The sequence below is a fragment of the Methylocystis iwaonis genome, from assembly GCF_027925385.1.
Taxonomy (GTDB): domain Bacteria; phylum Pseudomonadota; class Alphaproteobacteria; order Rhizobiales; family Beijerinckiaceae; genus Methylocystis; species Methylocystis iwaonis.
Genome location: NZ_AP027142.1, coordinates 626,933 through 650,301 on the forward strand (window position 1 = coordinate 626,933; position 23,369 = coordinate 650,301).

20 protein-coding genes are annotated in these 23,369 nt (G+C 63.6%); 13 read left to right on the forward strand and 7 right to left on the reverse strand.

The window, feature by feature from the left end:
• Positions 1–6 precede the first annotated feature (6 nt).
• Entirely contained in the window at positions 7–714 is a 708-nt protein-coding gene (locus tag QMG84_RS03020) for a right-handed parallel beta-helix repeat-containing protein (RefSeq protein ID WP_281930358.1), read from the reverse strand.
• A gap of 164 nt (positions 715–878) precedes the next feature.
• Between QMG84_RS03020 and mgtA the strand changes: the two genes are divergently transcribed.
• From mgtA to QMG84_RS03035, 3 genes are all read left to right on the forward strand, one after another.
• A complete protein-coding gene (gene mgtA, locus QMG84_RS03025; RefSeq protein WP_281930360.1) occupies positions 879–3,479 on the forward strand; it encodes a magnesium-translocating P-type ATPase in 2,601 nt (866 codons plus the stop codon).
• Between the two features lie 153 nt (positions 3,480–3,632).
• A complete protein-coding gene (locus QMG84_RS03030; RefSeq protein WP_281930362.1) occupies positions 3,633–4,847 on the forward strand; it encodes a PQQ-dependent sugar dehydrogenase in 1,215 nt (404 codons plus the stop codon).
• A 105-nt stretch (positions 4,848–4,952) separates the two neighbouring features.
• On the forward strand, positions 4,953–5,621 hold the full coding sequence (locus tag QMG84_RS03035; RefSeq protein WP_281930364.1) for a pirin family protein: 669 nt from the start codon (positions 4,953–4,955) through the stop codon (positions 5,619–5,621).
• 4 nt (positions 5,622–5,625) lie between these two features.
• Here the strand turns inward: QMG84_RS03035 and QMG84_RS03040 are convergent, their stop codons facing one another.
• The gene (locus QMG84_RS03040) at positions 5,626–6,438 is read right to left on the reverse strand and encodes a protein-disulfide reductase DsbD domain-containing protein (RefSeq protein ID WP_281930365.1); all 813 of its coding nucleotides are present in this window, start codon (positions 6,436–6,438) and stop codon (positions 5,626–5,628) included.
• A gap of 78 nt (positions 6,439–6,516) precedes the next feature.
• On the opposite strand from QMG84_RS03040, the gene QMG84_RS03045 reads away from it, so the two are divergent.
• Positions 6,517–7,161, forward strand: coding sequence for a YqgE/AlgH family protein (locus tag QMG84_RS03045; RefSeq protein WP_202074023.1), 645 nt, complete (start codon positions 6,517–6,519; stop codon positions 7,159–7,161).
• A gap of 384 nt (positions 7,162–7,545) precedes the next feature.
• Here the strand turns inward: QMG84_RS03045 and QMG84_RS03050 are convergent, their stop codons facing one another.
• The 3 genes from QMG84_RS03050 to QMG84_RS03060 are packed head-to-tail and all read right to left on the reverse strand — an operon-like array spanning position 7,546 to position 10,096.
• Positions 7,546–8,595, reverse strand: coding sequence for an NADP(H)-dependent aldo-keto reductase (locus QMG84_RS03050; protein WP_281930366.1), 1,050 nt, complete (start codon positions 8,593–8,595; stop codon positions 7,546–7,548).
• 8 nt (positions 8,596–8,603) lie between these two features.
• Entirely contained in the window at positions 8,604–9,317 is a 714-nt protein-coding gene (locus QMG84_RS03055; protein WP_281930368.1) for a hypothetical protein, read from the reverse strand.
• A gap of 35 nt (positions 9,318–9,352) precedes the next feature.
• Positions 9,353–10,096, reverse strand: coding sequence for a hypothetical protein (locus QMG84_RS03060; protein ID WP_202074133.1), 744 nt, complete (start codon positions 10,094–10,096; stop codon positions 9,353–9,355).
• Between the two features lie 372 nt (positions 10,097–10,468).
• On the opposite strand from QMG84_RS03060, the gene QMG84_RS03065 reads away from it, so the two are divergent.
• The 9 genes from QMG84_RS03065 (at position 10,469) to QMG84_RS03105 (ending at position 19,186) form a co-directional block, all read left to right on the forward strand.
• Positions 10,469–10,840 (forward strand): 2Fe-2S iron-sulfur cluster-binding protein, encoded by a 372-nt coding sequence (locus tag QMG84_RS03065; RefSeq protein WP_281930369.1) that lies wholly within the window; start codon positions 10,469–10,471, stop codon positions 10,838–10,840.
• Positions 10,840–11,154 carry a DUF2849 domain-containing protein gene (locus QMG84_RS03070; RefSeq protein ID WP_202074019.1) on the forward strand — a complete coding sequence of 105 codons (315 nt, stop codon included), beginning with the start codon at positions 10,840–10,842 and terminating at the stop codon, positions 11,152–11,154. The genes QMG84_RS03065 and QMG84_RS03070 overlap by 1 nt, the downstream gene beginning before the upstream one ends.
• A gap of 1 nt (position 11,155) precedes the next feature.
• Positions 11,156–12,877 carry a nitrite/sulfite reductase gene (locus QMG84_RS03075; protein ID WP_281930372.1) on the forward strand — a complete coding sequence of 574 codons (1,722 nt, stop codon included), beginning with the start codon at positions 11,156–11,158 and terminating at the stop codon, positions 12,875–12,877.
• On the forward strand, positions 12,861–13,367 hold the full coding sequence (locus QMG84_RS03080; RefSeq protein WP_281930373.1) for a DUF934 domain-containing protein: 507 nt from the start codon (positions 12,861–12,863) through the stop codon (positions 13,365–13,367). Before QMG84_RS03075 ends, QMG84_RS03080 begins: the two co-directional genes overlap by 17 nt.
• Positions 13,368–13,455: 88 nt before the next feature.
• A complete protein-coding gene (locus tag QMG84_RS03085) occupies positions 13,456–14,220 on the forward strand; it encodes a phosphoadenylyl-sulfate reductase (protein WP_281930375.1) in 765 nt (254 codons plus the stop codon).
• On the forward strand, positions 14,217–15,134 hold the full coding sequence (gene cysD, locus QMG84_RS03090) for a sulfate adenylyltransferase subunit CysD (protein ID WP_202074015.1): 918 nt from the start codon (positions 14,217–14,219) through the stop codon (positions 15,132–15,134). Before QMG84_RS03085 ends, cysD begins: the two co-directional genes overlap by 4 nt.
• 1 nt (position 15,135) lies before the next feature.
• On the forward strand, positions 15,136–16,767 hold the full coding sequence (cysN, locus tag QMG84_RS03095; protein WP_281930378.1) for a sulfate adenylyltransferase subunit CysN: 1,632 nt from the start codon (positions 15,136–15,138) through the stop codon (positions 16,765–16,767).
• 214 nt (positions 16,768–16,981) lie between these two features.
• Complete coding sequence (locus tag QMG84_RS03100) at positions 16,982–17,830, forward strand: NADPH-dependent oxidoreductase (protein ID WP_281930380.1); 849 nt, start codon at positions 16,982–16,984, stop codon at positions 17,828–17,830.
• Between the two features lie 57 nt (positions 17,831–17,887).
• Positions 17,888–19,186: an MFS transporter gene (locus tag QMG84_RS03105; protein WP_281930382.1), complete on the forward strand. Its 1,299-nt coding sequence runs from the start codon at positions 17,888–17,890 to the stop codon at positions 19,184–19,186.
• Between the two features lie 174 nt (positions 19,187–19,360).
• Here the strand turns inward: QMG84_RS03105 and QMG84_RS03110 are convergent, their stop codons facing one another.
• Both QMG84_RS03110 and QMG84_RS03115 read right to left on the reverse strand, forming a co-directional pair.
• Positions 19,361–21,175, reverse strand: a complete 1,815-nt coding sequence (locus tag QMG84_RS03110; protein ID WP_281930383.1) for an ABC-F family ATP-binding cassette domain-containing protein — start codon at positions 21,173–21,175, stop codon at positions 19,361–19,363.
• 348 nt (positions 21,176–21,523) lie between these two features.
• Positions 21,524–23,116, reverse strand: coding sequence for a L,D-transpeptidase family protein (locus QMG84_RS03115; RefSeq protein WP_281930385.1), 1,593 nt, complete (start codon positions 23,114–23,116; stop codon positions 21,524–21,526).
• Between the last annotated feature and the right edge of the window lie 253 nt (positions 23,117–23,369).

Here is a 23,369-nt window from a genome sequence, read left to right on the forward strand (position 1 = left end):
CACCCTCTAGGCGAAATGTGCGAGATAAACGCCGAACACGGACTCGGCGCAGTCGTTGCCAAAAAAGACATTGTCGCGCCCTGCATGGGAAAACATCGCCACGCGGCTGAGACTGATCCTGTTATTCGAAATCTGCGCCCCCTGGCACTCCCATAGGGCGACAGCGGCCTCCGGGGCCCCTTCGAAGACACAATCCGAGACGGAAAATCCATCGACGCGCCAAGCTGTAAGCAAGCCGTTGAAGCGTTCTGGCGCATAAGGAAGGGTGTCGATCGGGCGCTCGAGAGGATTGACGCCCATGGCGTGCGGCAAGGAGCCTCCCGAGAACGTCAGGCCGCTCAAGGAGACGCCAGAAAGACGTTCACGCCCGGCTTGTGGACGCACGTCAATCGTAAAGCTTTCCTGCCCCATCGGTTTGATGATCGTCCTGCCGGGCGTTCCGCGCACCGATAGAGGCGCGTCGATTACAAATCCGCGGGTACGAAAAACCCCTTCGCCGAATTCCAATGCGAGGCCGTGCCGAGACGCGAGATGAATTGCTTCTTGCAGCGTTGCTCGACTGAGCGATTTATCGCTGACCCGGTCGGCGGCAACGAAAAGGCGGTCGCTGAACCTCTCAACGTGAAAGATAGGGAGGCCGTCAGCGGCCCAGGATGGCGCCGACGCCGCGCCGATCGACAAAGGAAGAAGCTTCACGAAACTGCGACGATTCATGTATAAAATCCTGGAACTACTTTTCTCGAGCCAATAGCTGAAGCCTATGTTTGAAATCTTAGCGCGTCAAGGTGGTGGAGGCCGGGCTTTCATAACAATGAAGGTGCTGTATCCTGAGGCAGCCGGTGGCAGACCGTGAATTGGCCTCGATAACAGACCCGTCCATGAACTTCAGCGCCAAAGAGAGCCAGGCCGTTCACTCGATGCTCGAAAGGGCGGCCTCGAACGACGTGGATGCGCTCACGCGTGATCTAGAAGCCTCTCCTCAGGGGCTTTCCGAGGCGGAAGCGGCGCGCCGCCTCAGGCGGCATGGGCCCAACCGCGTCGCCAGCGAAACGGGCGGCGGCGTCTTTCGCGAGTTGGCGCGCAATGTCTTCAATCCGCTGAACGGCCTTCTGCTCACGCTCGCGGTCGCTTCCTGGGCGTTGAGCGATCGACGGGCGGCGATTGTCATCTCCGCAATGGTGATCCTCAGCGTTCTTCTTGCTTTCGTGCAGGAGCATCGCTCCAACGCCGCCGCCGCGAAGCTGCGCGCGATGGTGCGCACCCATGCCTCGGTGCGCCGTCCCGAGCGCGTCGACAGCGACGGTCCTTTCGTCGAAATCTCCCTAGAAGAGCTGGTTCCCGGAGATATTGTGCGGCTCGCCGCGGGCGATATGATCCCGGCGGACCTTCGCATGCTGACGACGAAGGATCTCTTCGTCAATCAATCGCCCTTGACCGGCGAGTCGATGCCAGTCGAAAAATTCGCGCATCGCGTTGCGCCGCCGGTCGATCTCTCGGAGGCCGACAATCTCGCCTTCATGGGCTCGAATGTCGTGAGCGGCTATGGCGAAGCGATTGTCGTTGTGACGGGGAGGGACACTTACTTCGGCGCCATTGCCGGTAAGATCGTCGAAGCCGATAGCTCTACGGCCTTCGATGAGAGCGTTCGAAAATTCACCTGGCTGATGATCAGCTTCATGGCGGTCATGGCGCCGCTCGTGTTTTTTGTTAATGGCTACCTGAAAGGCGACTGGCTGGGCGCCTTTCTTTTTGCAGTCTCCGTCGCGGTCGGCCTGACCCCGGAAATGCTGCCGATGATCGTCACGGTCAATCTTGCCAAAGGCGCCATGGCGATCTCTCGCGAGAAGGTTATCGTGAAGCGCCTCAACGCCATGCAGAACTTCGGCGCGATGGATGTGCTGTGCACAGATAAGACGGGCACGCTGACGCAGGATCGTATCATCCTCAAGCGTCACCTCGACATCTTTGGCGAAGACTCCGACCGCGTCCTGGAGTTTGCCTATCTCAATAGCCATTTCCAGTCGGGCTTGCGCAATCTCCTCGACGTCGCCGTGCTTCAACACGCAGAGATAGAAGAGCGGCTCTCGCCCCAGCACAGTTTCAAGAAGATCGACGAGATACCCTTCGATTTCGAGCGCCGCCGCCTATCGGTCGTGGTGGAGCGCGACGACGGCGAGCGGCTTCTGATCTGCAAGGGCGCGGTCGAAGAGCTTTTCGCCGTGGCGACACGTTTCGAAGCCGCCGAGACTGAGGGCGCGCTCGATCCTTCGCATCTCGAAACAGCTAAGCGCGAAACGGCTATGCTCAACGCCGACGGCTTCCGGGTCATCGCCGTCGCCTATAAATCCGCGCCGCGCGCGCAGAGCGTTTTCACGCCCTCTGATGAGAAGGCGCTGACGCTCCTCGGCTACATCGCTTTTCTCGATCCGCCCAAGGACAGCGCCGCCCAGGCCATCGCCGATCTGCACAACGCCGGCGTCGCCGTGAAAATCCTGACGGGCGATAACGACATCGTGACGCGCAAAATCTGCCGCGATGTCGGGCTGGACGTCGAACGCCTCGCGCTCGGCGCCGAGATCGAGGCGATGGACGACGCGACGCTTGCCGCTTGCGTTTCCGACATCACCGTCTTCGCCAAATTATCGCCGCCGCAGAAAGCGCGCGTCGTGGCCGCTCTGCGCGCCAAAGGCCATGTCGTCGGCTATCTTGGTGACGGCATCAATGACGGGCCGGCGCTGAAAGCAGGCGATGTCGGCATTTCGGTTGACTCGGCGGTCGATATTGCACGCGAATCCGCGGATATCATCCTGCTCGAAAAGAGCCTCGCCGTCCTCAACGACGGTGTCGTCGAGGGCCGGAAAGTCTTCGCCAATATTCTGAAATATGTGCGCATGGGGGCGAGCTCCAATTTTGGAAATATGTTCAGCGTGCTCGGCGCAAGCGTTTTCCTTCCGTTCCTGCCGATGACGCCCATTCAAATTCTCACCAACAATCTTCTTTACGATTTTTCGCAAACCGCGATCCCGACCGACGAGGTGGACGAGGAGTTTATCGCGCAGCCGCGCAAATGGGACATTGGCGGAATCGCGAAATTCATGCTCTATCTGGGCCCCGCCAGTTCCGTCTTCGATTACGCCACCTTCATCCTTATGGTTACGGCCTTTGACGGCTGGAATAATCCAGCGCTCTTCCAGACAGGCTGGTTCGTGGAATCTCTCTTCACCCAGACGCTGATCATCCACGTCATCCGCACGAAGAAAATCCCCTTCATCGAAAGCCGGGCGAGCACGGCTCTGCTGCTGACGACTGTTCTGGTCTGCCTCATCGGCGCGGCGCTGCCCTATTCGCCCTTTGCGTCCGCCTTCGGCTTTGTGCCGCTGCCCGCATCCTATTGGCCGGCGATCGGCGTCTTCCTCATCGGCTACGCTATTCTTGCCCATATCGCCAAGACGGCCTTCTTCAAACGCTTCGGAGATTGATCCAGGCAAGCGCAACGGGAGACAAAGACGCGCCCGCCCGCTTGGCCGGGAACAAAGCCGTGATCGAAGGGATTTAAGGGCTTCTAGCGCGCGTTCCGCTCGCATGGATCAGCGGAATGCGCTCTAGGACGTCTTTCCCTTCGGAGGACGCCGATGCGGCGCATGCTCCTTGCCACTCTTGTTTTCGCCTGCGCGCTTGTCCTTGCGGGTGCGCTCGCGCTCACCCAGCGCCCGCGCGAGCCGCAACGCGCAAGAAGCGCGGCGGAGATCGACGCGATCCTCGAGGGTCTGCGTGTGCCGGAAGATTTTTCCATCTCCCTATATGCGCGTGCGCCGGGCGCGCGCACCATCGCCGTGGGGCCGAGAGGGAAAGTGATTTTCATCGGCACAGGCGTCGATAACATCGTCTATGCGCTGACGCCCGGCGGCGGTCACGGGGTTCGTGTGGAACGCCTGGAGCTGGCCTTCGAGTTCGATCTGCCGCACGGCCTGTGCTTTTCGCCGGAGGGAACGCTTTTCATTGTCGAACGCAACCGCGTCCTCAGCATTCCGAACGCGGAAGAAGAATGGCGCCGGCCGCATGCGCGCATTGTCGTTGCGAAGGGCGACCTCATCCCGCGTCAGGAGGAAAGCGACGGCCATACGTTGCGCGTCTGCCGCGTGGGGCCGGATGGCAAGCTTTATATTTCGCTCGGCCAACCCTATGACGTCGCGCCGAAGGAGAAGCTCGCCTTCTACGAGCGCACCGGCGTCGGCGGGATCATCCGCATGAATCCCGACGGCTCTAAACGCGACGTTTTCGCGCGCGGCGTGCGTAATTCAGTGGGCATGGATTTCAACCCTGCCGATGGGTCGCTCTGGTTCACCGACAATCAGACGAATGAGCTGGGGGACGACAAGCCGCCCGGCGAATTGAACCGCGCGCCGATCCCCTGGCTGCACTTCGGCTTTCCCTGGTACGGCGGCGGGCATGTGCGCACGGCGGAATATGCGTTGGATGAGCCACCGCCGGGCGTCATCTTTCCGGAGGTGGAGGAAGAAGCCCACGCCGCTGACCTCGGCATGGTTTTTTACACGGGCGACACTTTCCCGAAAAAATATCGGGGCGGCATTTTCTCGGCCCAGCACGGCTCGGGCGCCCGGACGCAGCCGGTCGGCGCGCGGCTGATGTTCACGCGCCCCGGGCCGGATGGAACGGGCGGCGTCAGCGAACCTTTCGTCGAAGGTTGGAACAAGGGCTCGATGCCCTATCTCGGCACCCCGGTCGACGTGGCGCAGACGCCCCATGGCGATCTTCTTGTCACGGACGACGAGAATGGCGCGATTTATCGGATCAGCTACGGGCGCTCGATTATCGCCGGCGAGTGACGGCGCGGCATTGCCGTTTGGCAGGCGCGGGGCCATTTGCTTGGAAAGCAAGCGAGTTGGAGCGGGATGATGCAAGTTGCGATCAGAAAGGCCGCCGAGCGGGGAATGGCTGACTTCGGCTGGCTCGACAGCCGCCACAGCTTTTCCTTCGGTCAATATTTCGACCCCGACCATATGGGCTTCGGCCCGCTGCGGGTCATCAATGAGGACCGCGTCGCGCCGGGGGGCGGCTTTCCCACCCATCCGCACAAGGACATGGAGATCATCTCCTATGTGCTCGACGGCGCGCTCGCGCATAAGGACAGCACGGGCGTCGGCTCGATCGTCCGCGCGGGCGACGTGCAGCGCATGAGCGCCGGGACCGGCGTGCGCCACAGCGAGTATAACGCCTCGGATCGCGCCCCCGCCCATTTCCTGCAAATCTGGATTCTGCCGGAACGCGAGGGCCTCGCGCCGGGCTATGAGCAGAAGCGTTTCGGGCCGCAGGAGAAGCGCGGCCGCCTGCGTCTCATCGCGTCACACGACGGACGCGATGGCTCGCTCACCATCCATCAGGATGTCGACCTCTACGCAACTCTGCTGGCTTCCGGCGAAAGCGTGTCCCACCAGGTGGCGCCGGGCCGGGCCGCCTGGGTGCAGGTCGCGCGCGGGCATGTCATGGTGAATGGCGAACGCCTGGAGGCCGGCGACGGGATCGCGGTGAGCGAGGCGGACGCCATTCGTCTCGAAGGGCGCGACGACGCCGAGGCGCTGGTCTTCGATATGGCGGTCTGAGCCCTCACTCCAAATGCGCCGGCGCCTCGAAAGCTTCCCTTTCAGTGATGATGGTTAGCGTGGCGTTGGCGCTTTTGGGTTTGGGGCCAGTCGAGAATAACGTCAGCGCGAAATTTGCGCCTTCGCGCTTGCTCTCGATAAAGAGCGGATCCGCGACTTCGGCGAAAACGTCCTGGACCCTACCGGGCCCGGTGACGCTCAACCGCCAGGAGTCGCCGTCCTTCTTCAATGACAATCGTTTGGCCGCTTCCGCCCCGCTGATCTTCACCGGAACGCGCTTCTCGGCGGCGTTGATCACGCTCGCAAAGGGCGAGGCGCCGGACTGTGGCAGCGCCAGGGAAAGCCCGGCTTTTGCGGGCAGGCAGATTTTGCCGCAGGCCGCGTAGTCGAGGTCGAGGGCGAGCGTCACCGGCGCCTTCGGGTCCTTCGGCGTGACCTTGAGGGGGAAGATCACGGTCTCGTCGTAGCCCGCGACAATCGTGCCCGCTTCGTCCAGATGCTTCGGCGTCGGAAAGGCGGTTTCGACCTTGGCGACATTGATCGATTTCGAGAAATCGAAGACGGGCGGCGAGCCCGCTTCGCCTGGCTGACGCCAATAGGTGGCGGTCTTGGGCGCGAGGCTGATTTCGACGCCAGCGCGATAGGCGGCCCCTTCCAGCGGGCCGGCGGAGAGCAGCCTGACAGCAGAAACCGTTCCCTTGGCCGGCGCTGTCGCGAAAGCGGGCTCGGCGGCCCGCGCCGGCGCGAAGGCCAGCGCCGCGGCGAGCGTGGCTGTGCAGGCGAAAAAGACGCGCATCTTCGGCTTTGGCGTAGTCATCGGGTCTGGTTTCCGGTCGGCTGGCGCGATTTATCCACGCCGCTTGTTAAGGGGGCGTTGCGGGCGTAGCATGAAGCTATGAGTAGGTTGCGCCCCAAGCAAGTTTCCGAAGAGTCTTCCGCTGGCGACGCTCGGACTCCCGGCCGAAGATATCTGGACGGGCAGTTGCTGGTGGCGATGCCCGGCATGACGGACGAGCGTTTTGCGCGCTCGGTGATCTATCTCTGTGCGCATTCGGAAGAAGGCGCGATGGGCATCGTCGTCAACCAACCTGCTCGGGTGAAGAACTTCCCCGATCTCCTCGTGCAACTGCAAGTGATCGCGCCTGAAGAGCGGATCAGGCTGCCGAGCGGCGCCGAGGAGATTCAGGTGCTCTCCGGCGGCCCGGTGCAGACCGACCGCGGCTTCGTGCTGCATTCGCCGGATTTCTTCCTGGACAATTCGACCCTGCCAATCGACGACGGCGTGTCGCTCACGGCGACAATCGACATTCTGCGCGCCATCGCCGCGGGCGAGGGGCCGCACCATGCGCTGCTCGCGCTCGGCTATGCGGGCTGGGACGCCGGACAGCTCGAGGACGAAATTCAAAAGAACGGTTGGTTGCATTGCCCGGCCGATCCGGCGCTGCTGTTCGATCGGGACCTCGGCAGCAAATATGTGCGCGCCCTGCGGTCCATGGGGGTCGATTTGGAGCGGCTGTCGTCCATCTCGGGGCACGCGTAGCGGTTGGATGCGTGGCTGAGACCGTTTCCGTTTGAATAGCTCGCACTGGGGCATGTCATTCCCGGCGGGCTGAAAGCCCGACCGGGAATCCAGAGCCGCAAGAGCGCTGGTTCTGCTCCGGATTCCCGATCGCGCTACGCGCGTCGGGAATGACCGATCAAGCGGTTTGAGTATGATACGCGCATCCTAAACCGCTGATAAAGTGGCGATGACGCCCCTCGTGCTTCGAGACGCCTGCTGCGCAGGCTCCTCAGCATGAGGAGCTTCTGCAATTTCGTCAAACACTTAGGCCTCATCCTGAGGAGCAAGCGACGCTCGCGTCTCGAAGGACGAGGCCGCCTCGGAGGTTTGTCAACGATGCGCGCCTGAGCCGTGCATCTTTGTTTACGGCGCTGGATTGCTGTGAAGCTGGTGGATCTCGTCGATCCGCGCTTCGATCTCCGGCGTGATCTCGATGCTCTCTGAATCCAGATCGGTTCGAAGCTGCGCCATCGTGGTGGCGCCGATGATGTTCGAGGTCACGAAGGGGCGCGACGTGACATAAGCCAGGGCAAGCTGCGCCGGGTCGACGCCGATCTCTTTGGCGAGCGTGAGATAGGCGCCGATCGCCGCCTCGACCCCCGGCGTTTCATAGCGCTGGCCGCGTTCGAAGAGCGTCGTGCGCGCGCCGGGCGGCCTTGCCCCGCCCTGATATTTGCCGGTGAGATAGCCCTGCGCGAGGGGCGAATAGGCAAGGAGGCCGACGGCCTCGCGCTCGGCAAATTCGGCGAGGCCCATCTCGAACGTGCGGTTGATCAGATTATAGGCGTTCTGAATCGAGACGACCCTCGGGCCGTGGCCGAGCTCCGCCGCACGCAGGAAGCGCGCGACGCCCCAAGGCGTCTCATTGGATAGGCCGATGTGGCGGACCTTGCCGGCCTTCACCAGCTCGTTCAGCGCGTCCAGCGTCTCTTCGATCGAAACTTCAGGGCGCTTGGAGGGCGGCCGATAGGTCGTCCCGCCGGCGCCCCAGAGCGGCAAAGAGCGGTCGGGCCAGTGCAACTGGTAGAGATCGACATAATCGGTCTGCAGGCGCTTCAGCGAGCCCTCGATCGCAAAATGGATATTCTTACGGTCGAGGACCGTGCCCCCGCCCCCGTCGCGCAGCCAATGCGCCTCGCCGCGCCCGGTGACCTTGGTGGCGATGATCACCTTGTCGCGGTTTTTGCGCGAGGCCAGCCACGAGCCGATGATGCGCTCGGTCGAGCCTTGCGTCTCCGGGCGCGGGGGGATCGAATAGATTTCCGCCGTGTCGATGAAGTTGACGCCGCGCGATAGCGCATAGTCGAGCTGCGCGTGGCCTTCCGCCTCGGTGTTCTGCTGGCCCCAGGTCATGGAGCCAAGACAAATGGCCGAGACGGAGAGGTCGGTGGCTCCAAGTTTTCGGTATTCCATATCGCGCCCTAACGGAGAAATTCGCTCGATTGCAGATTCATGCGCAATTCGAAGCTCTGAAATTGCGTGAAGATCGGGAGAAGCCAGGCTTTCAGCGCCGCGCGCACGACGATGGATATATGGGGTGGCGGCGCGTGCAAGAAGGTCGACAGCGAGAGTTCGGCGTCGTCGAGGGCCGCGGCGATGGCGCTTTCGAGCTTCGGGATCACCAATTTCCCGCGCGCGGGGTAGCGGGCGAGGATGTCGTGCGCCTCGGCGCGCAGCGGCGCAGCCCCCTCATTGTGGATGACCGTCAGCCACAAATTCGGCCAGGTGGTGTTGAGCAGCCGGGCGTTGCTCGCAGCCGTCTGCGAACTGTCGGCCTGGAAGAGAATGATCGGTTCAACGCCGGCGCGGCGCGCCTCCTCCAGAAAGCCGATTTCGGCGATCGTGGCGAAGAGCTGGTCGTAGGAGCGGCTCCAGACGTCGACGATCTTGGGGGCGTCGTCGGCGACCAGCAGGCGGTCGAACAGGGAAATCTGTCCCTTGACGTCGCCAATATCGACAACGCGCGCGACCTTCGGAAAAAGCAAGGCGTAGTTAGGCTCGCGCGAATCCGTGTCGAAACCTTCGACAGGGACCCCGCGCGAGAGATAATAATCGGTCAGCAGCCGCGCCGCAGTTGTCACGCCAGTGCGTGAGTGCGGCGAGCAGACGAAGAAGACGAGGGTGCGGCGACTCATTTCATCCTCTTGACGAGGGCGACGCCGCCTTCGTCTCAACGTGCCTTGGCCACACCCGATGTGACGAGATCGAGAAGTCCGACCCGCTCGAATTCATCCGCGACTCTCGCGAGCCATGTGCGCACGTAACCGCGCAGGACGAAAGAGTGATCCGCCGGTTCGCCTTCCGCCGTCTGATTGGCGATGAAGGTCGAATAGGGCGTCCCTGCGAGCTCGACCTGTTCATATGCCAATTCGCCGAGCTTCGGGATGGTGATCTCGCCTGTGGTGTTCACGTCCTCGAAATATTTCGAGTGGGTCTGGGGGTCCCATTCGAAGAAGGTCGTGTCGTTCACATGGTTCTTCACCATGAAGTAGTTGGCGTCGGACATATAGGGCGCGATCTCGGCGATCTCGTCGAGCGAGGCGATCGAGGGGCCGATGACGTGGAGCAGGATGAAGCGGAATTCGCCTGCTTTCACCGCGTCGAAAAAGCCGATCTCGTCGAGCGCTTCGAGCGCGGGGCTCAAGCCGCCGGCGCGCACGTCGATCACGCTGACCTTCGCTTGCGACGAATTCAGCGTGTCGATGATCTTCATCTGATCGGCGGTCGACGTCAGATCGACGATCATCGTCTCTTCCGGATGGAAGCGATACAGCGTCCCGCGCGGCGTCTCGGTGTCGAAGGCGCGGGCGTCGAGATTGTTGAGGGAAAGAAAGTCGAGGACCGCGCGCGCGATCGTCGTCTTCCCGACGCCGCCCTTGTCGGCGCCAACGACTATGACCGTTGGTTTCATAATCGCTCCCGAGGATTGCTGAGGCGGCGTGATTTCTCTCACGTCGCGGCGCGGCTCCGGCTCCTTTTTCGGAGGCGGCGTTTCTTTCGCGGTCTTTATTGGCCTTTTTACCATGAGGTCTCCTCTGGCGATGAGCGCAGCCCTTTCGCTCACCGCTCCGATTGGTCACCTGATTCTTAACAAACATGGATTCTGGCCGCTTGTCATGTCCCAGCTATGAAATTTGGCGGCGCCATATTTAACAGCAAACAGATGTGATTTTAGTCCATATGGCATATTTTAGAAGTGAATTGACTTACGTGCGATTTAGAGTATCTAACCGTTCGAAATACAGAACGCCACTGCTGTGGCGATTTCCGCCTCAACGAAAAGCCCATGAGCATTGCCTTGGAAACTGCCGTCGACCCATCCCCCGTTCCACTGGAGCCCGAGGCGCCGTTCTTGCGCGTCGAGGACCGGAACGGCGTCATCCACGAGCTGGCGGCCGTAGAGGGCTGGCGGCTGATGGAGATATTGCGCGATTACGGCATTGGCATGGAAAATACGTGCGGGGGCGCGCTGGCCTGCGCCGAATGTCACGTGGTGCTCGACGCCGGTTCGGCCGCCCGCGTGCCGCCGCCGCGGGAGGATGAGCTCGAAAAACTCGACGAGCTGCCGATGCTCTACGAAAATTCGCGCCTTGCCTGTCAGATTATCTGGTCCGACGAGATGAGCGGCCTCTCCCTCAAGCTGGCGCAGGAGACGTGATGACCGCGCTCAAACATCCGCAGATACTCTTGGCCTCCGACCTTGCCGACGGCGAGGTCGTGTTTCTGGGCGCCGAAAGCTGGGAGCGCGACCATCGGCGCGCCCGCGTGGCGCGCGACAAGGAAGAGGCCGCCGCGCTGGAGGGCTTCGGCAAGGCGGAGATCGCCAAGAATCGCGTCGTCGACGTTTATCTGGCCGACGTGGATGTCGGCGCGGACGGCGTTCCGACGCCCTTGCACTATCGCGAGAAGATGCGCCTCAAGGGGCCGAGCGTGCGCCCCGATCTTGGCAAGCAGGCGAAAGGAGGCGCTTGAGATGACCGCTCACGATCCCAGTCTGGCGCGGCCGAACACGCCGGTCACGACCTATCGCTACGATGAATTCGACGCCGCCTTCGTGCGCGAGCGCGTCGCGGAGTTCCGCGAGCAGGTGCGCCGGCGTCTGGAAGGCTCTCTGACGGAGGAGGAGTTCCGCCCCTTCCGTCTGATGAACGGGCTTTATCTGCAGCTCCACGCCTATATGCTGCGCGTCGCCATCCCCTATGGCACGCTGACGGCGCGGCAGATGCGCCGCCTTGCCGACATCGCCGATAAATATGATCGCGGCTACGGCCATTTCACGACGCGGCAGAACCTCCAATACAACTGGCCGAAACTGATCGACACGCCGGATATTCTGGAGGCGCTCGCCGAGGTCGAGATGCACGCCATCCAGACCTCCGGCAATTGCATCCGCAATGTGACAGCCGACCATTTCTCCGGCGTCGCGCCCGATGAGATCGAGGATCCCCGCGCTACGGCCGAATTCCTGCGCCAGTGGTCGAGCGCCCATCCCGAGTTCTCCTTCCTCCCGCGCAAGTTCAAGATCGCGGTGACCGGCGCCGAGCATGATCGCGCGGCGATCATGGTTCACGACGTCGGTCTGCGGATCGTGAAGAATGCGGCGGGCGAAGTCGGCTATCAGGTTGTGATCGGCGGCGGACTCGGGCGCACGCCTTTCGTGGGCAAGGTTCTCCGCGACTATGTGCCGCGGGCCGATCTCCTCGCTTATCTCGAGGCGGTCATGCGGGTCTATAACCGCTTCGGCCGTCGCGACAATAAATACAAAGCGCGCATCAAGATCCTCGTTCACGAGAAGGGGATCGAGGAAGTGCGCGCCGCCGTCGAGGCGGAATTCGCCGCGATGGATCGCTCCGCGTTTTCCTATGACCCTGCCGAATTCGAGCGCATCGCCGGTTTCTTCACGCCGCCGCCTTACGAGGCGCTGCCGGCGGAGTCGGCGAAACTGCGGGCCGAACGCGTCACCCATCCGGCCTTCGGCAATTTCGCGGAAGTCAACGCCGCGCCGCACCGGGTTCCGGGCTACGCCATCGTCACCGTGTCGCTGAAGCCGATCGGCGGCATTCCCGGCGACGCCACCTCGCAGCAGATGCGCGTTCTCGCTGAGGCGAGCGAGCGCTTCGGCTTCGGCGAGCTACGGATTTCCCATGAGCAGAATGTCATTCTGCCGCATGTGAAGCAGGACGATCTATTCGATCTGTGGAAGCTGCTCGACGGCGCGGGGCTGGCGACGGCGAACGCCGGTCTCGTCTCGGACATCATCTCCTGCCCCGGGCTCGATTACTGCGCGCTGGCGACGGCGCGCTCGATCCCGATCGCGCAGGCGATCTCCAAGCGGTTCTCCGATCTCTCGCGCCAGCGCCGCATCGGCAAATTGGGCATCAAGATTTCCGGCTGCATCAACGCCTGTGGCCATCACCATGTCGGCGCGATCGGCATTCTGGGGCTCGAAAAGAAGGGTCAGGAATCCTACCAGATCACGCTTGGGGGCGATCCGACCTTCTCGGCGTCGATCGGCGAAATTCTTGGCCCCGGCGTCACGGCGGAGCAAGTGCCGGACGTGATCGAACACATTGTCGATTTCTATCTGGCCGAGCGCCAGGAGGGCGAGACATTCATCGAAACATGGCGGCGCATCGGTCATGCCCGCTTCAAGGACGTGCTGCGGCGGGAGGGTGAAGATGGCGCTGATATCTGAAGGCCGCTTTATCGAAGACGCCTGGCGCCGCCTCGCCGATGAAGAGGCGCTGCCCAAGAGCGGCAAGATAATCGTGTCGCTGTCGCGTCTCGAACACGCGGTCGCGCATCTCGACGCAGGCGTCGCGCTCGGCGTCCTCGCGCCGAACACCACAGAGCCCGAGCCGCTAGCGGCTGCGCTGCCGCGCCTCTCGCTCATCTCTATCGTCTTCCCCGCCTTCGCCGATGGACGCGGTTTTTCGCTGGCGCGGCTGATCCGCAGGGCCGGCTTTACGGGCGAGCTGCGCGCAAGCGGGCGGTTGCTTGCCGACCAGTATCGTCATGCGCTCGGTTGCGGTTTCGACACGATCGAAATTCCCGACGATCTCGCCGAGCGGCAGGATGAATCGCAGTGGCAGGCGGAGCGCACGGCGCATGCGCGCACCTATCAGCGCGGTTATGTCGCGCCGGGCTCTATTCTCGAAGCGCGGCGCAAGGCGGCGGCGAAATGAAGGCTTGGTTGCTTCGCCAGGGCTCCCGTTGGGTGCTCGATTCCCGGTTGGGCCTTCGGTCCGCCGACACTTTGGGCGCGCTCAGATCATGAATCCTTCCATCCCGGAAATACTCGGCCCGCGTCTCGCGCCGCTTGATCTCGATCTCCGGCTCAAGCTCGTCCGCGAGTTCATCCCCGGCCGCATCGTTTTCACGACGAGCTTCGGCGTCGAAGATCAGCTCGTCACGCATTCGATCTTCACGCAGGGCCTCGATATCGACGTCGTGACGATCGACACCGGACGCCTGTTTCCCGAAACCTATGCGCTCTGGGAAGAGACCGAAGCCCGCTACGCCCGGCGCATTCGCGCCGCCTATCCGCAGGCGGTGGCGCTCGAAGCGCTGGTCGAAGAGCAGGGCGTCAACGGCTTTTATAAATCCGCCGAGGCGCGCAAGGCCTGCTGCCATGTGCGCAAGGTCGAGCCGCTCTCTCGTCTGCTGGCGGGCGTCTCCGGCTGGATCACGGGCCTGCGCGCCGATCAGTCCGCCGCGCGCGCCGAGGTTCCGCTTGTCGCTTTCGACGCCAATTACCGGGTCATCAAAATCAACCCCGTCCTCGACTACAAGCGCGAAGACATCGTCGCCGCGACCCAGGAGTTTTCGATCCCCGTGAACGAACTCCACGCCAAGGGCTTCCTCTCCATCGGCTGCGCGCCCTGCACGCGCGCCATCGAGCCCGGCGAAGACGAACGCGCCGGCCGCTGGTGGTGGGAGCAGGACGACAAGAAAGAGTGCGGCCTGCATGTCGGCGAGGATGGCGTTCTGCGTCGCGGTCCGGCGCCTGATTCCGCCTCGCCGGAGGTTTTCGAATGAGCGCGCTTCCGACCCGTTCGCTTGGCCATCTGGATCGTTTGGAAGCTGAAAGCATTCACATCATGCGCGAGGCGGTCGCCGAGTGCGAGCGGCCCGTGATGCTGTTTTCGATCGGCAAAGACTCGATGGCGATGCTGCATGTCGCCAGAAAAGCCTTCTATCCGTCGAAGCTCCCTTTCCAACTGCTCCATGTCAACACGATGTGGAAGTTCCGGGAGATGATCGAGTTTCGCGACAAGATCGTCAAGGAATGGGGCCTGGAGCTCGTCGAATATATCAATCCCAAAGGGATTGAGATGAACATCAGCCCCTTCGTCCATGGCTCGAAGCTTCATACCGAGATCATGAAGACCGAGGCGCTGAAGCAGGCGCTCGACAAATATAAATTCGACGCGGCCTTCGGCGGGGCGCGCCGCGACGAGGAGAAATCGCGCGCCAAGGAGCGCGTGCTGTCCTTCCGCACAGCGCAGCATCGTTGGGACCCCAAGAACCAGCGGCCCGAATTCTGGCGCCTCTACAATACTCGCAAGGCGCCGGGCGAGAGTCTGCGCATCTTCCCCATGTCCAATTGGACCGAAGCCGACATCTGGGACTATGTCGCGCGCGAGAACATTCCCGTAGTGCCGCTCTATTTCGCCAAGGAGCGGCCGGTGGTGCGCCGTAGCGGCACGCTGATCATGGTCGACGACGCGCGCATGACGCTCGAACCCGGCGAGACCATCGAGCGCAAGATGGTGCGTTTCCGCACGCTCGGTTGCTATCCGCTGACCGGCGCCATCGAAAGCGAAGCGGCCACGCTCGACGAAATTATCACGGAGATGCGCGAAAGCCGCACCTCCGAACGGCAGGGCCGGCTGATCGACCAGGACGGCTCCAGCTCCATGGAGCAGAAGAAGCAGGAAGGATATTTCTGAGATGCAGGGCGTCGAGGTCATGGAAGCCCCCGCGCCGGCGGTTGCGCGCATCGCCGCGGACAAGCCGCTCCTGCGTTTCATCACCTGCGGCTCTGTCGACGACGGCAAGTCGACGCTGATCGGCCGCCTGCTTTACGACGCCAATCTGGCGCCGGACGATCTCATCGCCGCGCTCGAAACCGACTCCAAGAAGCACGGCACGCAGGGCGATGATCTCGATTTCGCGCTGCTCGTCGACGGGCTCGCGGCGGAGCGCGAGCAGGGCATCACCATCGACGTCGCCTATCGCTATTTCGCGACCGACAAGCGCAAGTTCATCGTCGCCGACACGCCCGGCCACGAGCAATATACACGCAACATGGCGGTCGGCTCCTCGACCGCCGATCTCGCCATTCTGCTCGTCGACGCCCGCAAGGGCATTCTGCCGCAGACGCGCCGCCATAGCGTCATCAATTCCATGTTCGGCGTGCGCCATGTGGTCGTCGCCGTCAACAAGATGGACCTCGTCGGCTACAGCGAGGACGTGTTCCGCAAGATTGTGGCGGACTTCCACGAGTTCGCGAAGAATCTCCACTTCGCCTCGATCTATGTTGTGCCGCTCGTCGCCAAGGACGGCGACAATCTCGTCCATGCAAGCCAGCATATGCCCTGGCACGACGGACCGTCGCTCCTCGCTTATCTGGAAGGCGTCGCGGTCGAAGACGTCATGCGCATCGCGCCCTTCCGTATGCCGGTGCAATGGGTCAACCGCCCGAATCTCGATTTCCGCGGATTCTCGGGCTTCATCAGCGGCGGCAATATCCGCCCCGGCGACATTGTGCGTATCCTTCCCTCGGGACGCGACACGCGCGTCTCGCGCGTCGTCACCTATGACGGCGATCTGGAGAGCGGCGTATCGGGCCAGTCGGTGACGATCACGCTCGCCGAGGAAATCGACTGCTCGCGCGGCGATCTGTTGAGCTCGCCGGTCTCACCGGCGCAGGTCGGCGACAGGCTGGAGGCAAAGCTCCTCTGGCTTGTGCGCGAGCCGCTGACCACCGGCAAGAGCTATCTGCTCAAGATCGGGACGAAGACGACGCCCGCGGTCGTCAACCTCGTGCAGTCGCGCATCGAGATCGAGACCGGCCTGGCGACGCCGCTTGGCGCGGAGGAGACGCTGGCCTTCAACGAAATCGGCGAGGCGCAGCTTTCGCTCGAAACCGTGGTCGCCTGTGATCCCTATGTCGAGAACCGCGAGACCGGCGGCTTCATCCTGATTGATCGCATCACCAATGAGACTGTCGCGGTCGGCATGGTGAAGGAGGTTTCGGCCTCCAGCCGCCGTGTCGCGGCGCCTTTGACCGACGTCAGCTATGCCTCGATGGAGGGCGTCGCGCTCGATCAAGGGAGCGTGCTGTCGACGCCCAAGCGCAGCGCGCTGAAGGCGGCCTCCTGGCTGGTCCCGGCGACCCTGATCAATTTCGTCATCGTGAACGCCTTGTTGAGCGACGCCGTTGTGTCGTTCGAGATCGCGATCGCCCAGACGATTGCGATCTCCGCGCTGCGTCATTTCCATGAGCGCTTCTGGACGCGCTCGGCCTTCGGTCTGGAGAGCAAAGAGGGGCCGACGGCGGCGAACGATCCGGGAATTTGAGCCGGACGAGGGCCTTTCTGGCGAAAAGACGGGCGTTCTTGCCGGGCTCTGCCGCGTCGTCCGATCGAGAAGGCGGGCGCATGATCCCGCTTCGGCGCCGCTCGGAATGGGGTATAAGACCGGCGCATCTTTCCGAGATCTCTCCGTCCCCCGACGCCGAGGCGGCATTCGCGCAGCCGGTCGCGCCGAGCCGAGGGACAGCGTAGGAGCCATTATGAACAAGCCCGTAAGCCCGGATCATTTCGACGCGCCCGCCGCGGCCATGTTCGAGCGCTATCGCCGCGCCGATTCGCCGAAGCCCGCGATCTGGAACGACACGCTCGACCTGCTTCTCGCGCACCGGTCGCACCGCAATTATCTCGACCAGCCGCTGCCGCCCGGCGCGCTCGAAATCATCACCGCTGCGGCTCAGTCCGCGTCGACCTCCTCCAATCTTCAGGTCTGGAGCGTCGTCGCCGTCGAGGACGAGGACCGCAAGAATCGCCTCGCCGATCTCGCGGGCGGCCAGCAGCATATTCGCGACTGCAAGCTCCTGCTGATCTGGCTGTGCGATCTCGCGCGGCTCGAAAACCTCGGCAAAGAGAGGGGTCGCGACGCGGCGGCGCTCCCCTATCTCGAAATCTTCATGACCGGCGTGGTGGACGCCGCGCTCGCCGCGCAGAACGCCGTCGTCGCCCTGGAATCCATTGGGCTCGGCTGCTGCTATATCGGCGCCATGCGCAACAAGCCGGAGGAAGTGGCGAAAGAGCTGAATCTTCCGCCCAATGTCTTCGCCGTCTTCGGCATGACCATCGGCGTCCCCGACCCGGCCGCCAACGCCGGCGTCAAGCCGCGCCTGGGCCAGGCGGCGGTGCTGCATCGCGAGCAATATCAGTGGGGCGACGCGCAACGCGAGGCGGTCGAGACGCTCGATACGGTCTTCAAGGATTTCCAGAAGGAGCAGGGACTGCCCGAGCAGGGCTGGATTCGCCAGGTGCTGTCGCGCGTGCGCGGGACAGATGCGATGAGCGGCCGCGATCGCCTGCGCGACGCTTTGAAGGCGCTCGGCTTCGAATTGCGCTAAACCCACCACGACATTGGCGAGGGCGGCTTCTCGCATCCTCCAGCGACAGGCGCTCTCGTGACCCTCACCCTCGACAGACCCGCGGCAATTCCAGTCGACGGCGACCGCGTCGTCGCCAAAGTCGCCTGGCGGCTGGTGCCGCTTCTCGCCGCGGGTTTCTTCGTCTCCTATCTCGACCGTGTGAACGTCGGCTTCGCCGCGCTCACCATGAACAAGGAATTGGGCTTCACGCCCGAGTTCTACGGCTGGGCGGCGGGCGTCTTCTTCATCGGCTATTGCCTCCTGGAGGCGCCGAGCAATTACGTCATGCACCGCGTCGGCGCGCGGCTGTGGCTCGCGCGCATCATGGTGAGTTGGGGCGTCATCGCCGCCGCGACCGCTTTCATCTGGAGCGAGAACAGCTTCGTCGTTCTCCGCGTGCTGTTGGGGGCGGCGGAGGCGGGCTTTCCGCCAGGCGTCATTCTTTATCTCACGTACTGGGTTCCCGCGGCGCAGCGCGCGCGCATTCTCGCGGGGTTCCTGATCGCCGTGCCGCTCGGCAGCGCGATCGGTTCGCCGATCTCGGGCATGATCCTGTCGGCCATGGATGGCGTCTCCGGCGTCGCCGGTTGGCGTTGGCTTTATTTTCTAGAGGCGTTGCCGTCGATCGCGCTCGGCCTCGTCTGTTTCTTTTATCTGCCCGACCGCCTCGCCGACGCCAAATGGCTCGCCCCGAGCGAGCGCCGATGGTTAGAGGCCGCGCTGGCGCGTGAAGCGCCGGCGCATGAGGAGAATTACTGGCGCGCGCTGGCCGATCCTCGCATTCTTACGATTGGGGTCGCCTATTTCGGGCTGGTTCTTGCGCTTTACGGGCTCAGTTTCTGGCTGCCGCAGATCATCAAGGGCTTTGGCGCGAGCATCCTCGCCGCGGGCTTTCTCACCGCCATTCCCCATGGCTGTGGCGCCGTGGCGATGTGGCTTTGGAGCCGTAGCTCGGATCGGCGCGGCGAGACGGTCGCTCACACGGCGAGCGCCGCGATCGTCGCGAGCGTCGGCCTTGCATGCGCCGCCTATGCGCCGACGCCTGTATTGGCGATGGTCGCGCTGACTGTCGCGGCTTTAGGGTCCGCCGCGGCGCTGCCGACCTTCTGGAGTTTCTGCACATCGACGATCGGCGCGACCGATGCGGTTGTGGGAGTCGCGCTGATCAACTCGATCGGCAATCTCTCGGGGCTGGCGGGGCCTTATTTCATCGGCGTCGTCAAAGGCGCCACGGGCGAATTCTCCGACGCCCTGCTAGTCCTTGCCGCCGGCCCGCTGCTGGGGGCGGCGATGATCTGGCGGATCGGGCGCGCTTCGCGCGATGCGCGCAAATGATACGAATTCCGCTTGAATAGCTCGCATTGGCGCTTGTCATTCCCGACGGGCCAAAGGCCCGATCGGCAATCCAGAGCCACAAAAGCGCCGGTTTTGCTCTGGATTCCCGATCACTCGCTGCGCGAGCGTCGGGAATGACACCGAACCAATCAAGCGGATTTCGTATGACGCTGACTACCCCTCGATCTCTTCGCGCTTGATTTCCAGCTCCAGCCATTGCTCCTCGGCGGCGGAGAGTTCGTTCTCCACCGCAGCGAACATCTCGCTCGCCTTCGCAAATCTCCCCGGGTCCTTGGAGTAAAGCTCAGGGTCGTCGAGCAGCGCCTGCAACTTTGTGCGCTTGACCTTCAGCTCCTCCATTTTGGCGGGCAAGGTCGTCAGCGCATGCTGTTCCTTGAAGGAGAGCTTGACCCTTGCCGGCTGCCGTTCGGCGGGCTTTTCTTTCGGCCCCTTCTCCTTCGGCGCCTCGCGCGTCGCGGCGCCGCGGGCCTCGACGCCCTTGCCGCGCTGCGCGACCATGTCGCTGTAGCCGCCGGCATATTCGACCCAGCGGCCGGCGCCGTCGCTCATCAACACGCTCGTCGCAATGCGGTCGAGAAAGTCGCGGTCATGCGAGACGACGATCAGCGTGCCGGGATAATCGGCGAGCATTTCTTCCAGGAGATCGAGCGTTTCCAGGTCGAGATCGTTCGTCGGCTCGTCGAGCACGAGGAGATTGGAGGGCTTGGCCAGGGCGCGCGCGAGCATCAGACGGCCGCGCTCGCCGCCGGAGAGTTTGCCGATCGGCGTCCTTGCCTGCTCCGGCTTGAAGAGGAAGTCCCTCATATAGCCGACGACATGGCGCCGCTCGCCATTAATCTCGACGGTATCCGAGCCGCCGCCGGTGAGCGCGTCCTGCAGGGTGGTCTCCGGCCTCAGGCTGGCGCGGCTCTGGTCGAGGGTCGCCATTTCCAAAGCGGCGCCGAGCCGCACCTTGCCGCTGTCGGGCGGCAGTACTCCGGTCAGCAGTTTGATGAGCGTCGTCTTGCCCGCGCCATTGGCGCCGACGACGCCGAGCCGGTCGCCGCGCAGGATGCGGGTCGTAAAATTCTCGACGATAGTTCGCTCGCCGTAGCTCTTGCTGACCTTGATCGCCTCGATGACGAGCTTGCCGGAGAGATTGGCTTCGCTCGCCTCCAGCTTCACCTCGCCCGTCGGCATGACGCGGTTCCGGTGCTCGGCGCGCAGCGCATGCAGGCCCGCGAGGCGCTTCATGTTGCGCTTGCGCCGCCCGGAGACGCCATGACGCAGCCAATGTTCCTCATTGGCGATCTTGCGCTCCTGCTTGTGAGCCTGCTTCTCTTCCTCCTCCAGCTCGCGGTCGCGCCAGGGTTCGAATTCCTTGAAGCCGCGCGCCAGATGCCGCGCCCGGCCGCGGTCGATCCACACCGTCTCGCGCGTCAAATCCTGCAGGAAGCGGCGGTCGTGGCTGATGATGACCATGGCCGAGCGCACGGAGCCGAGTTTTTCTTCGAGCCAGAGGATCGTCGGCAGATCGAGATGGTTCGTCGGCTCGTCGAGCAGCAGAATGTCCGGCTCGGGCGCGAGCGCGCGGGCGAGCGCCGCGCGGCGGGCTTCGCCGCCCGAGAGGTTCGACGGGTCTTCCTCGCCCGTGAGGCCCAGCTCGAGAAGAAGCGTCGTGGCGACATGGGGATCATCCAGCGGCCCGAGCCCCGCCTCGACATAGGCGGCGGTCGTCTTGAACCCAGAAAATTCTGGCTCCTGCGGCAGATACCGCAGCGAGGCGCCCGGCTGCAGGAAGCGCGTTCCCGCGTCCGATTCCAATTCGCCGGCGGCGATCCTCAAAAGCGTCGATTTGCCCGAGCCGTTGCGGCCGACGAGACAGATGCGCGCGCCCGGCGCGACCGACAATTCGACCCCTTCCAGAAGCGGCTTGCCGCCGAGGGTAAGCATGACGCCCTGAAGGGCGAGAAGGGGAGGGGGAGCCATTGCGCGAACCGGATGTTGCCTAGAGGAGAGGCTTTTTCTACCGGCGCGCGGCGTTTGTCACGACTTTACTCGGCGATGCGCATGTCAGCGCATTATTTCGCATTCGACAGCGACGCGCCGCGCCCGCCCTGAATTCGGAGCCCCCGTCATGGCCGCGCTTGTCGCGGCCATCCACGCCGCACCGAGACGGAAAGCTGAAGAACATGAGCGGAACAACGCCGCTTTTTCTCCCCGCGTGTCGTAATGTCCCGGCGTGGATGCCCGCGACAAGCGCGGGCATGACGGGGCTGCGCAGGGTTTGTTAGCCTGGATTTGGAGCTTTGGCGGTTCCCGGCTCTGGCGCGGGGGCTAGCCCCCCAGGCCCAGCGCTCTCCGCACCCGCGCCGAATAGCCGTAGAGATCCGGCCGCTGCACCAGCCGTCCCATATCGTCCACATAAGCGGTGAAATAGACGATATGCACCGGCAGGGGCTTGGAGAGATTGATGTAGCGCTCGTTGGGTCCGACAAGCTTCTTCACTCGCTCCTCCGACCAGCCGGGCCCGAGGACGGCCTCCGCCAGAGCGAAGGGCTGATCGACGCGCATGCAGCCATGGCTGAAAGCGCGGTGGGACGCCGCGAAAAGCCCGCGCGACGGCGTGTCGTGCATGTAAACGGCGAAATCATTGGGGAAGACGAATTTGATGCGGCCGAGCGCGTTCTTCTCGCCCGGCGGCTGGCGCACCACCATCTGCCCGTTGCGATAGGAAACCTGATAGCCGTCGCCGACCCCGCCGTGCCACTCCTTCTGGATGATCGACTGCGGCACATACCAGGACGGGTTGACGATGATCTCCACCATCTCGTCGGAGAAGATGGGCGTCGGCGTTTGCTCCTTGCCCACGATCACGCGCGTGCGATGGGTCACCGCGCCATTGCGGATGACCGCCAGCTCGAAATCGGGGATGTTGACCTCGATGCGATCGTCGCCCATGTCGCGCGGCAACCAGCGCCAGCGCTCCATATTGGCGATGATCTCGTTCTCCAGCGCCGAGGTGGACGGGCCGCCGAGCGTCTCCATGCGGCGGCGTTTCGATTTGACGGGCGGCAGCGCGTCGGTCTGAGCGACGCCCTCCTCGGCGGCGGCAAAGAGCGAGTCGAGCGGCGGCGCACTGGCGCCGCGCGTCTTGAGCTCGACCAGTTTCTCCCGCAGTTGCTGATAGCCGTAATGGGGCGGGTTAAAGCCCTGCAGCGTCTCGCCCGCGCGATAGCCGGCGGCGGCGACGTCGGCCACGGCCTGCGCCGGATCGGGAAGCGCCGTTTTGGCGCCGATGAGACGGGAGAGCCGCTCGGGCTGCAGCCGTCCGCCGCGCGCCTGGAAGGCGTAGGTTGCGACAGCTTCGGAGAGCGCAAGCTCGTCGGCGGCGCTGGACGCGCCTTTGTCGGCTTCCGGGATCGTTACGCCGTGGAGGTCCAGCCCGTCTTCATTTGCGGCGCGCAGGCGCGAGACCGCCGAAGCCGCGCCCTCGCGCCAGCCATTGGCGTCGGTCCAGAAGGGCTCGAATTGGCGCGCCACATAAGCGGCCGCGATCTTGGCGCGCATCGCCCGCCGCGCCGGGTTGCGGGCGGCTTCGGGAACAGAGGTCCAGTCCTGAAGCGCGAGCGCGAGCCCGCGCTGATGGTCGGGCAGCAGGCTCCAGGCGAGATCGAGGTTGTCCGGCTCCGCGGGCTCAACTTGCAGCTTCGCCGCCGTGACAGCCACGACCGGCGGCGCCTCCGGGGCTTCGAGCGGATCGAACGCCGCCGCCGAGGGCAGCTTCGTGAGGCCCGTCAGCGCGACGGAGGCGGGCGGCGCGAAAATATCGGCGCGGCGCGGCGTCGCCCCAGCCGGCGCAGCGGCGAGAACCGTCGCGATCGCGGCGGCGGAAAGGAAGAAATGGGCAATAGATATGCGAGCCTGCATGGGCTGCCCCTTGGAAACCGGGTGCGCGGCGTCGGTTTCATAAACCTGAATTATTAAGGATGTGGACGCGTCGCCGCCGGAGCGCCGCGCCAGGCTCCGTCACAATATCTAGCGCGAGGGGGGCAGGCTGTTAATCAGCGCACATGACGGCGGGCGGCCAGAATGTCGCAAAAAGAGACACTGTGGCGGGAGGGCAACATGACAGAGGGTCGGGGGCGAGCGGAGGTGGCGAAGGGGCGGCGTCCGCAATGCG

Coding starts and splice junctions, on each gene's coding strand:
- QMG84_RS03020 (WP_281930358.1), bottom strand. CDS start 714: ATGAATCGTCGCAGTTTCGTGAAGCTTCTTCCTTTGTCGATCGGCGCG.
- mgtA (WP_281930360.1), top strand. CDS start 879: ATGAACTTCAGCGCCAAAGAGAGCCAGGCCGTTCACTCGATGCTCGAA.
- QMG84_RS03030 (WP_281930362.1), top strand. CDS start 3,633: ATGCGGCGCATGCTCCTTGCCACTCTTGTTTTCGCCTGCGCGCTTGTC.
- QMG84_RS03035 (WP_281930364.1), top strand. CDS start 4,953: ATGGCTGACTTCGGCTGGCTCGACAGCCGCCACAGCTTTTCCTTCGGT.
- QMG84_RS03040 (WP_281930365.1), bottom strand. CDS start 6,438: ATGACTACGCCAAAGCCGAAGATGCGCGTCTTTTTCGCCTGCACAGCC.
- QMG84_RS03045 (WP_202074023.1), top strand. CDS start 6,517: ATGAGTAGGTTGCGCCCCAAGCAAGTTTCCGAAGAGTCTTCCGCTGGC.
- QMG84_RS03050 (WP_281930366.1), bottom strand. CDS start 8,595: ATGGAATACCGAAAACTTGGAGCCACCGACCTCTCCGTCTCGGCCATT.
- QMG84_RS03055 (WP_281930368.1), bottom strand. CDS start 9,317: ATGAGTCGCCGCACCCTCGTCTTCTTCGTCTGCTCGCCGCACTCACGC.
- QMG84_RS03065 (WP_281930369.1), top strand. CDS start 10,469: ATGAGCATTGCCTTGGAAACTGCCGTCGACCCATCCCCCGTTCCACTG.
- QMG84_RS03070 (WP_202074019.1), top strand. CDS start 10,840: ATGACCGCGCTCAAACATCCGCAGATACTCTTGGCCTCCGACCTTGCC.
- QMG84_RS03075 (WP_281930372.1), top strand. CDS start 11,156: ATGACCGCTCACGATCCCAGTCTGGCGCGGCCGAACACGCCGGTCACG.
- QMG84_RS03080 (WP_281930373.1), top strand. CDS start 12,861: ATGGCGCTGATATCTGAAGGCCGCTTTATCGAAGACGCCTGGCGCCGC.
- QMG84_RS03085 (WP_281930375.1), top strand. CDS start 13,456: ATGAATCCTTCCATCCCGGAAATACTCGGCCCGCGTCTCGCGCCGCTT.
- cysD (WP_202074015.1), top strand. CDS start 14,217: ATGAGCGCGCTTCCGACCCGTTCGCTTGGCCATCTGGATCGTTTGGAA.
- cysN (WP_281930378.1), top strand. CDS start 15,136: ATGCAGGGCGTCGAGGTCATGGAAGCCCCCGCGCCGGCGGTTGCGCGC.
- QMG84_RS03100 (WP_281930380.1), top strand. CDS start 16,982: ATGAACAAGCCCGTAAGCCCGGATCATTTCGACGCGCCCGCCGCGGCC.
- QMG84_RS03110 (WP_281930383.1), bottom strand. CDS start 21,175: ATGGCTCCCCCTCCCCTTCTCGCCCTTCAGGGCGTCATGCTTACCCTC.
- QMG84_RS03115 (WP_281930385.1), bottom strand. CDS start 23,116: ATGCAGGCTCGCATATCTATTGCCCATTTCTTCCTTTCCGCCGCCGCG.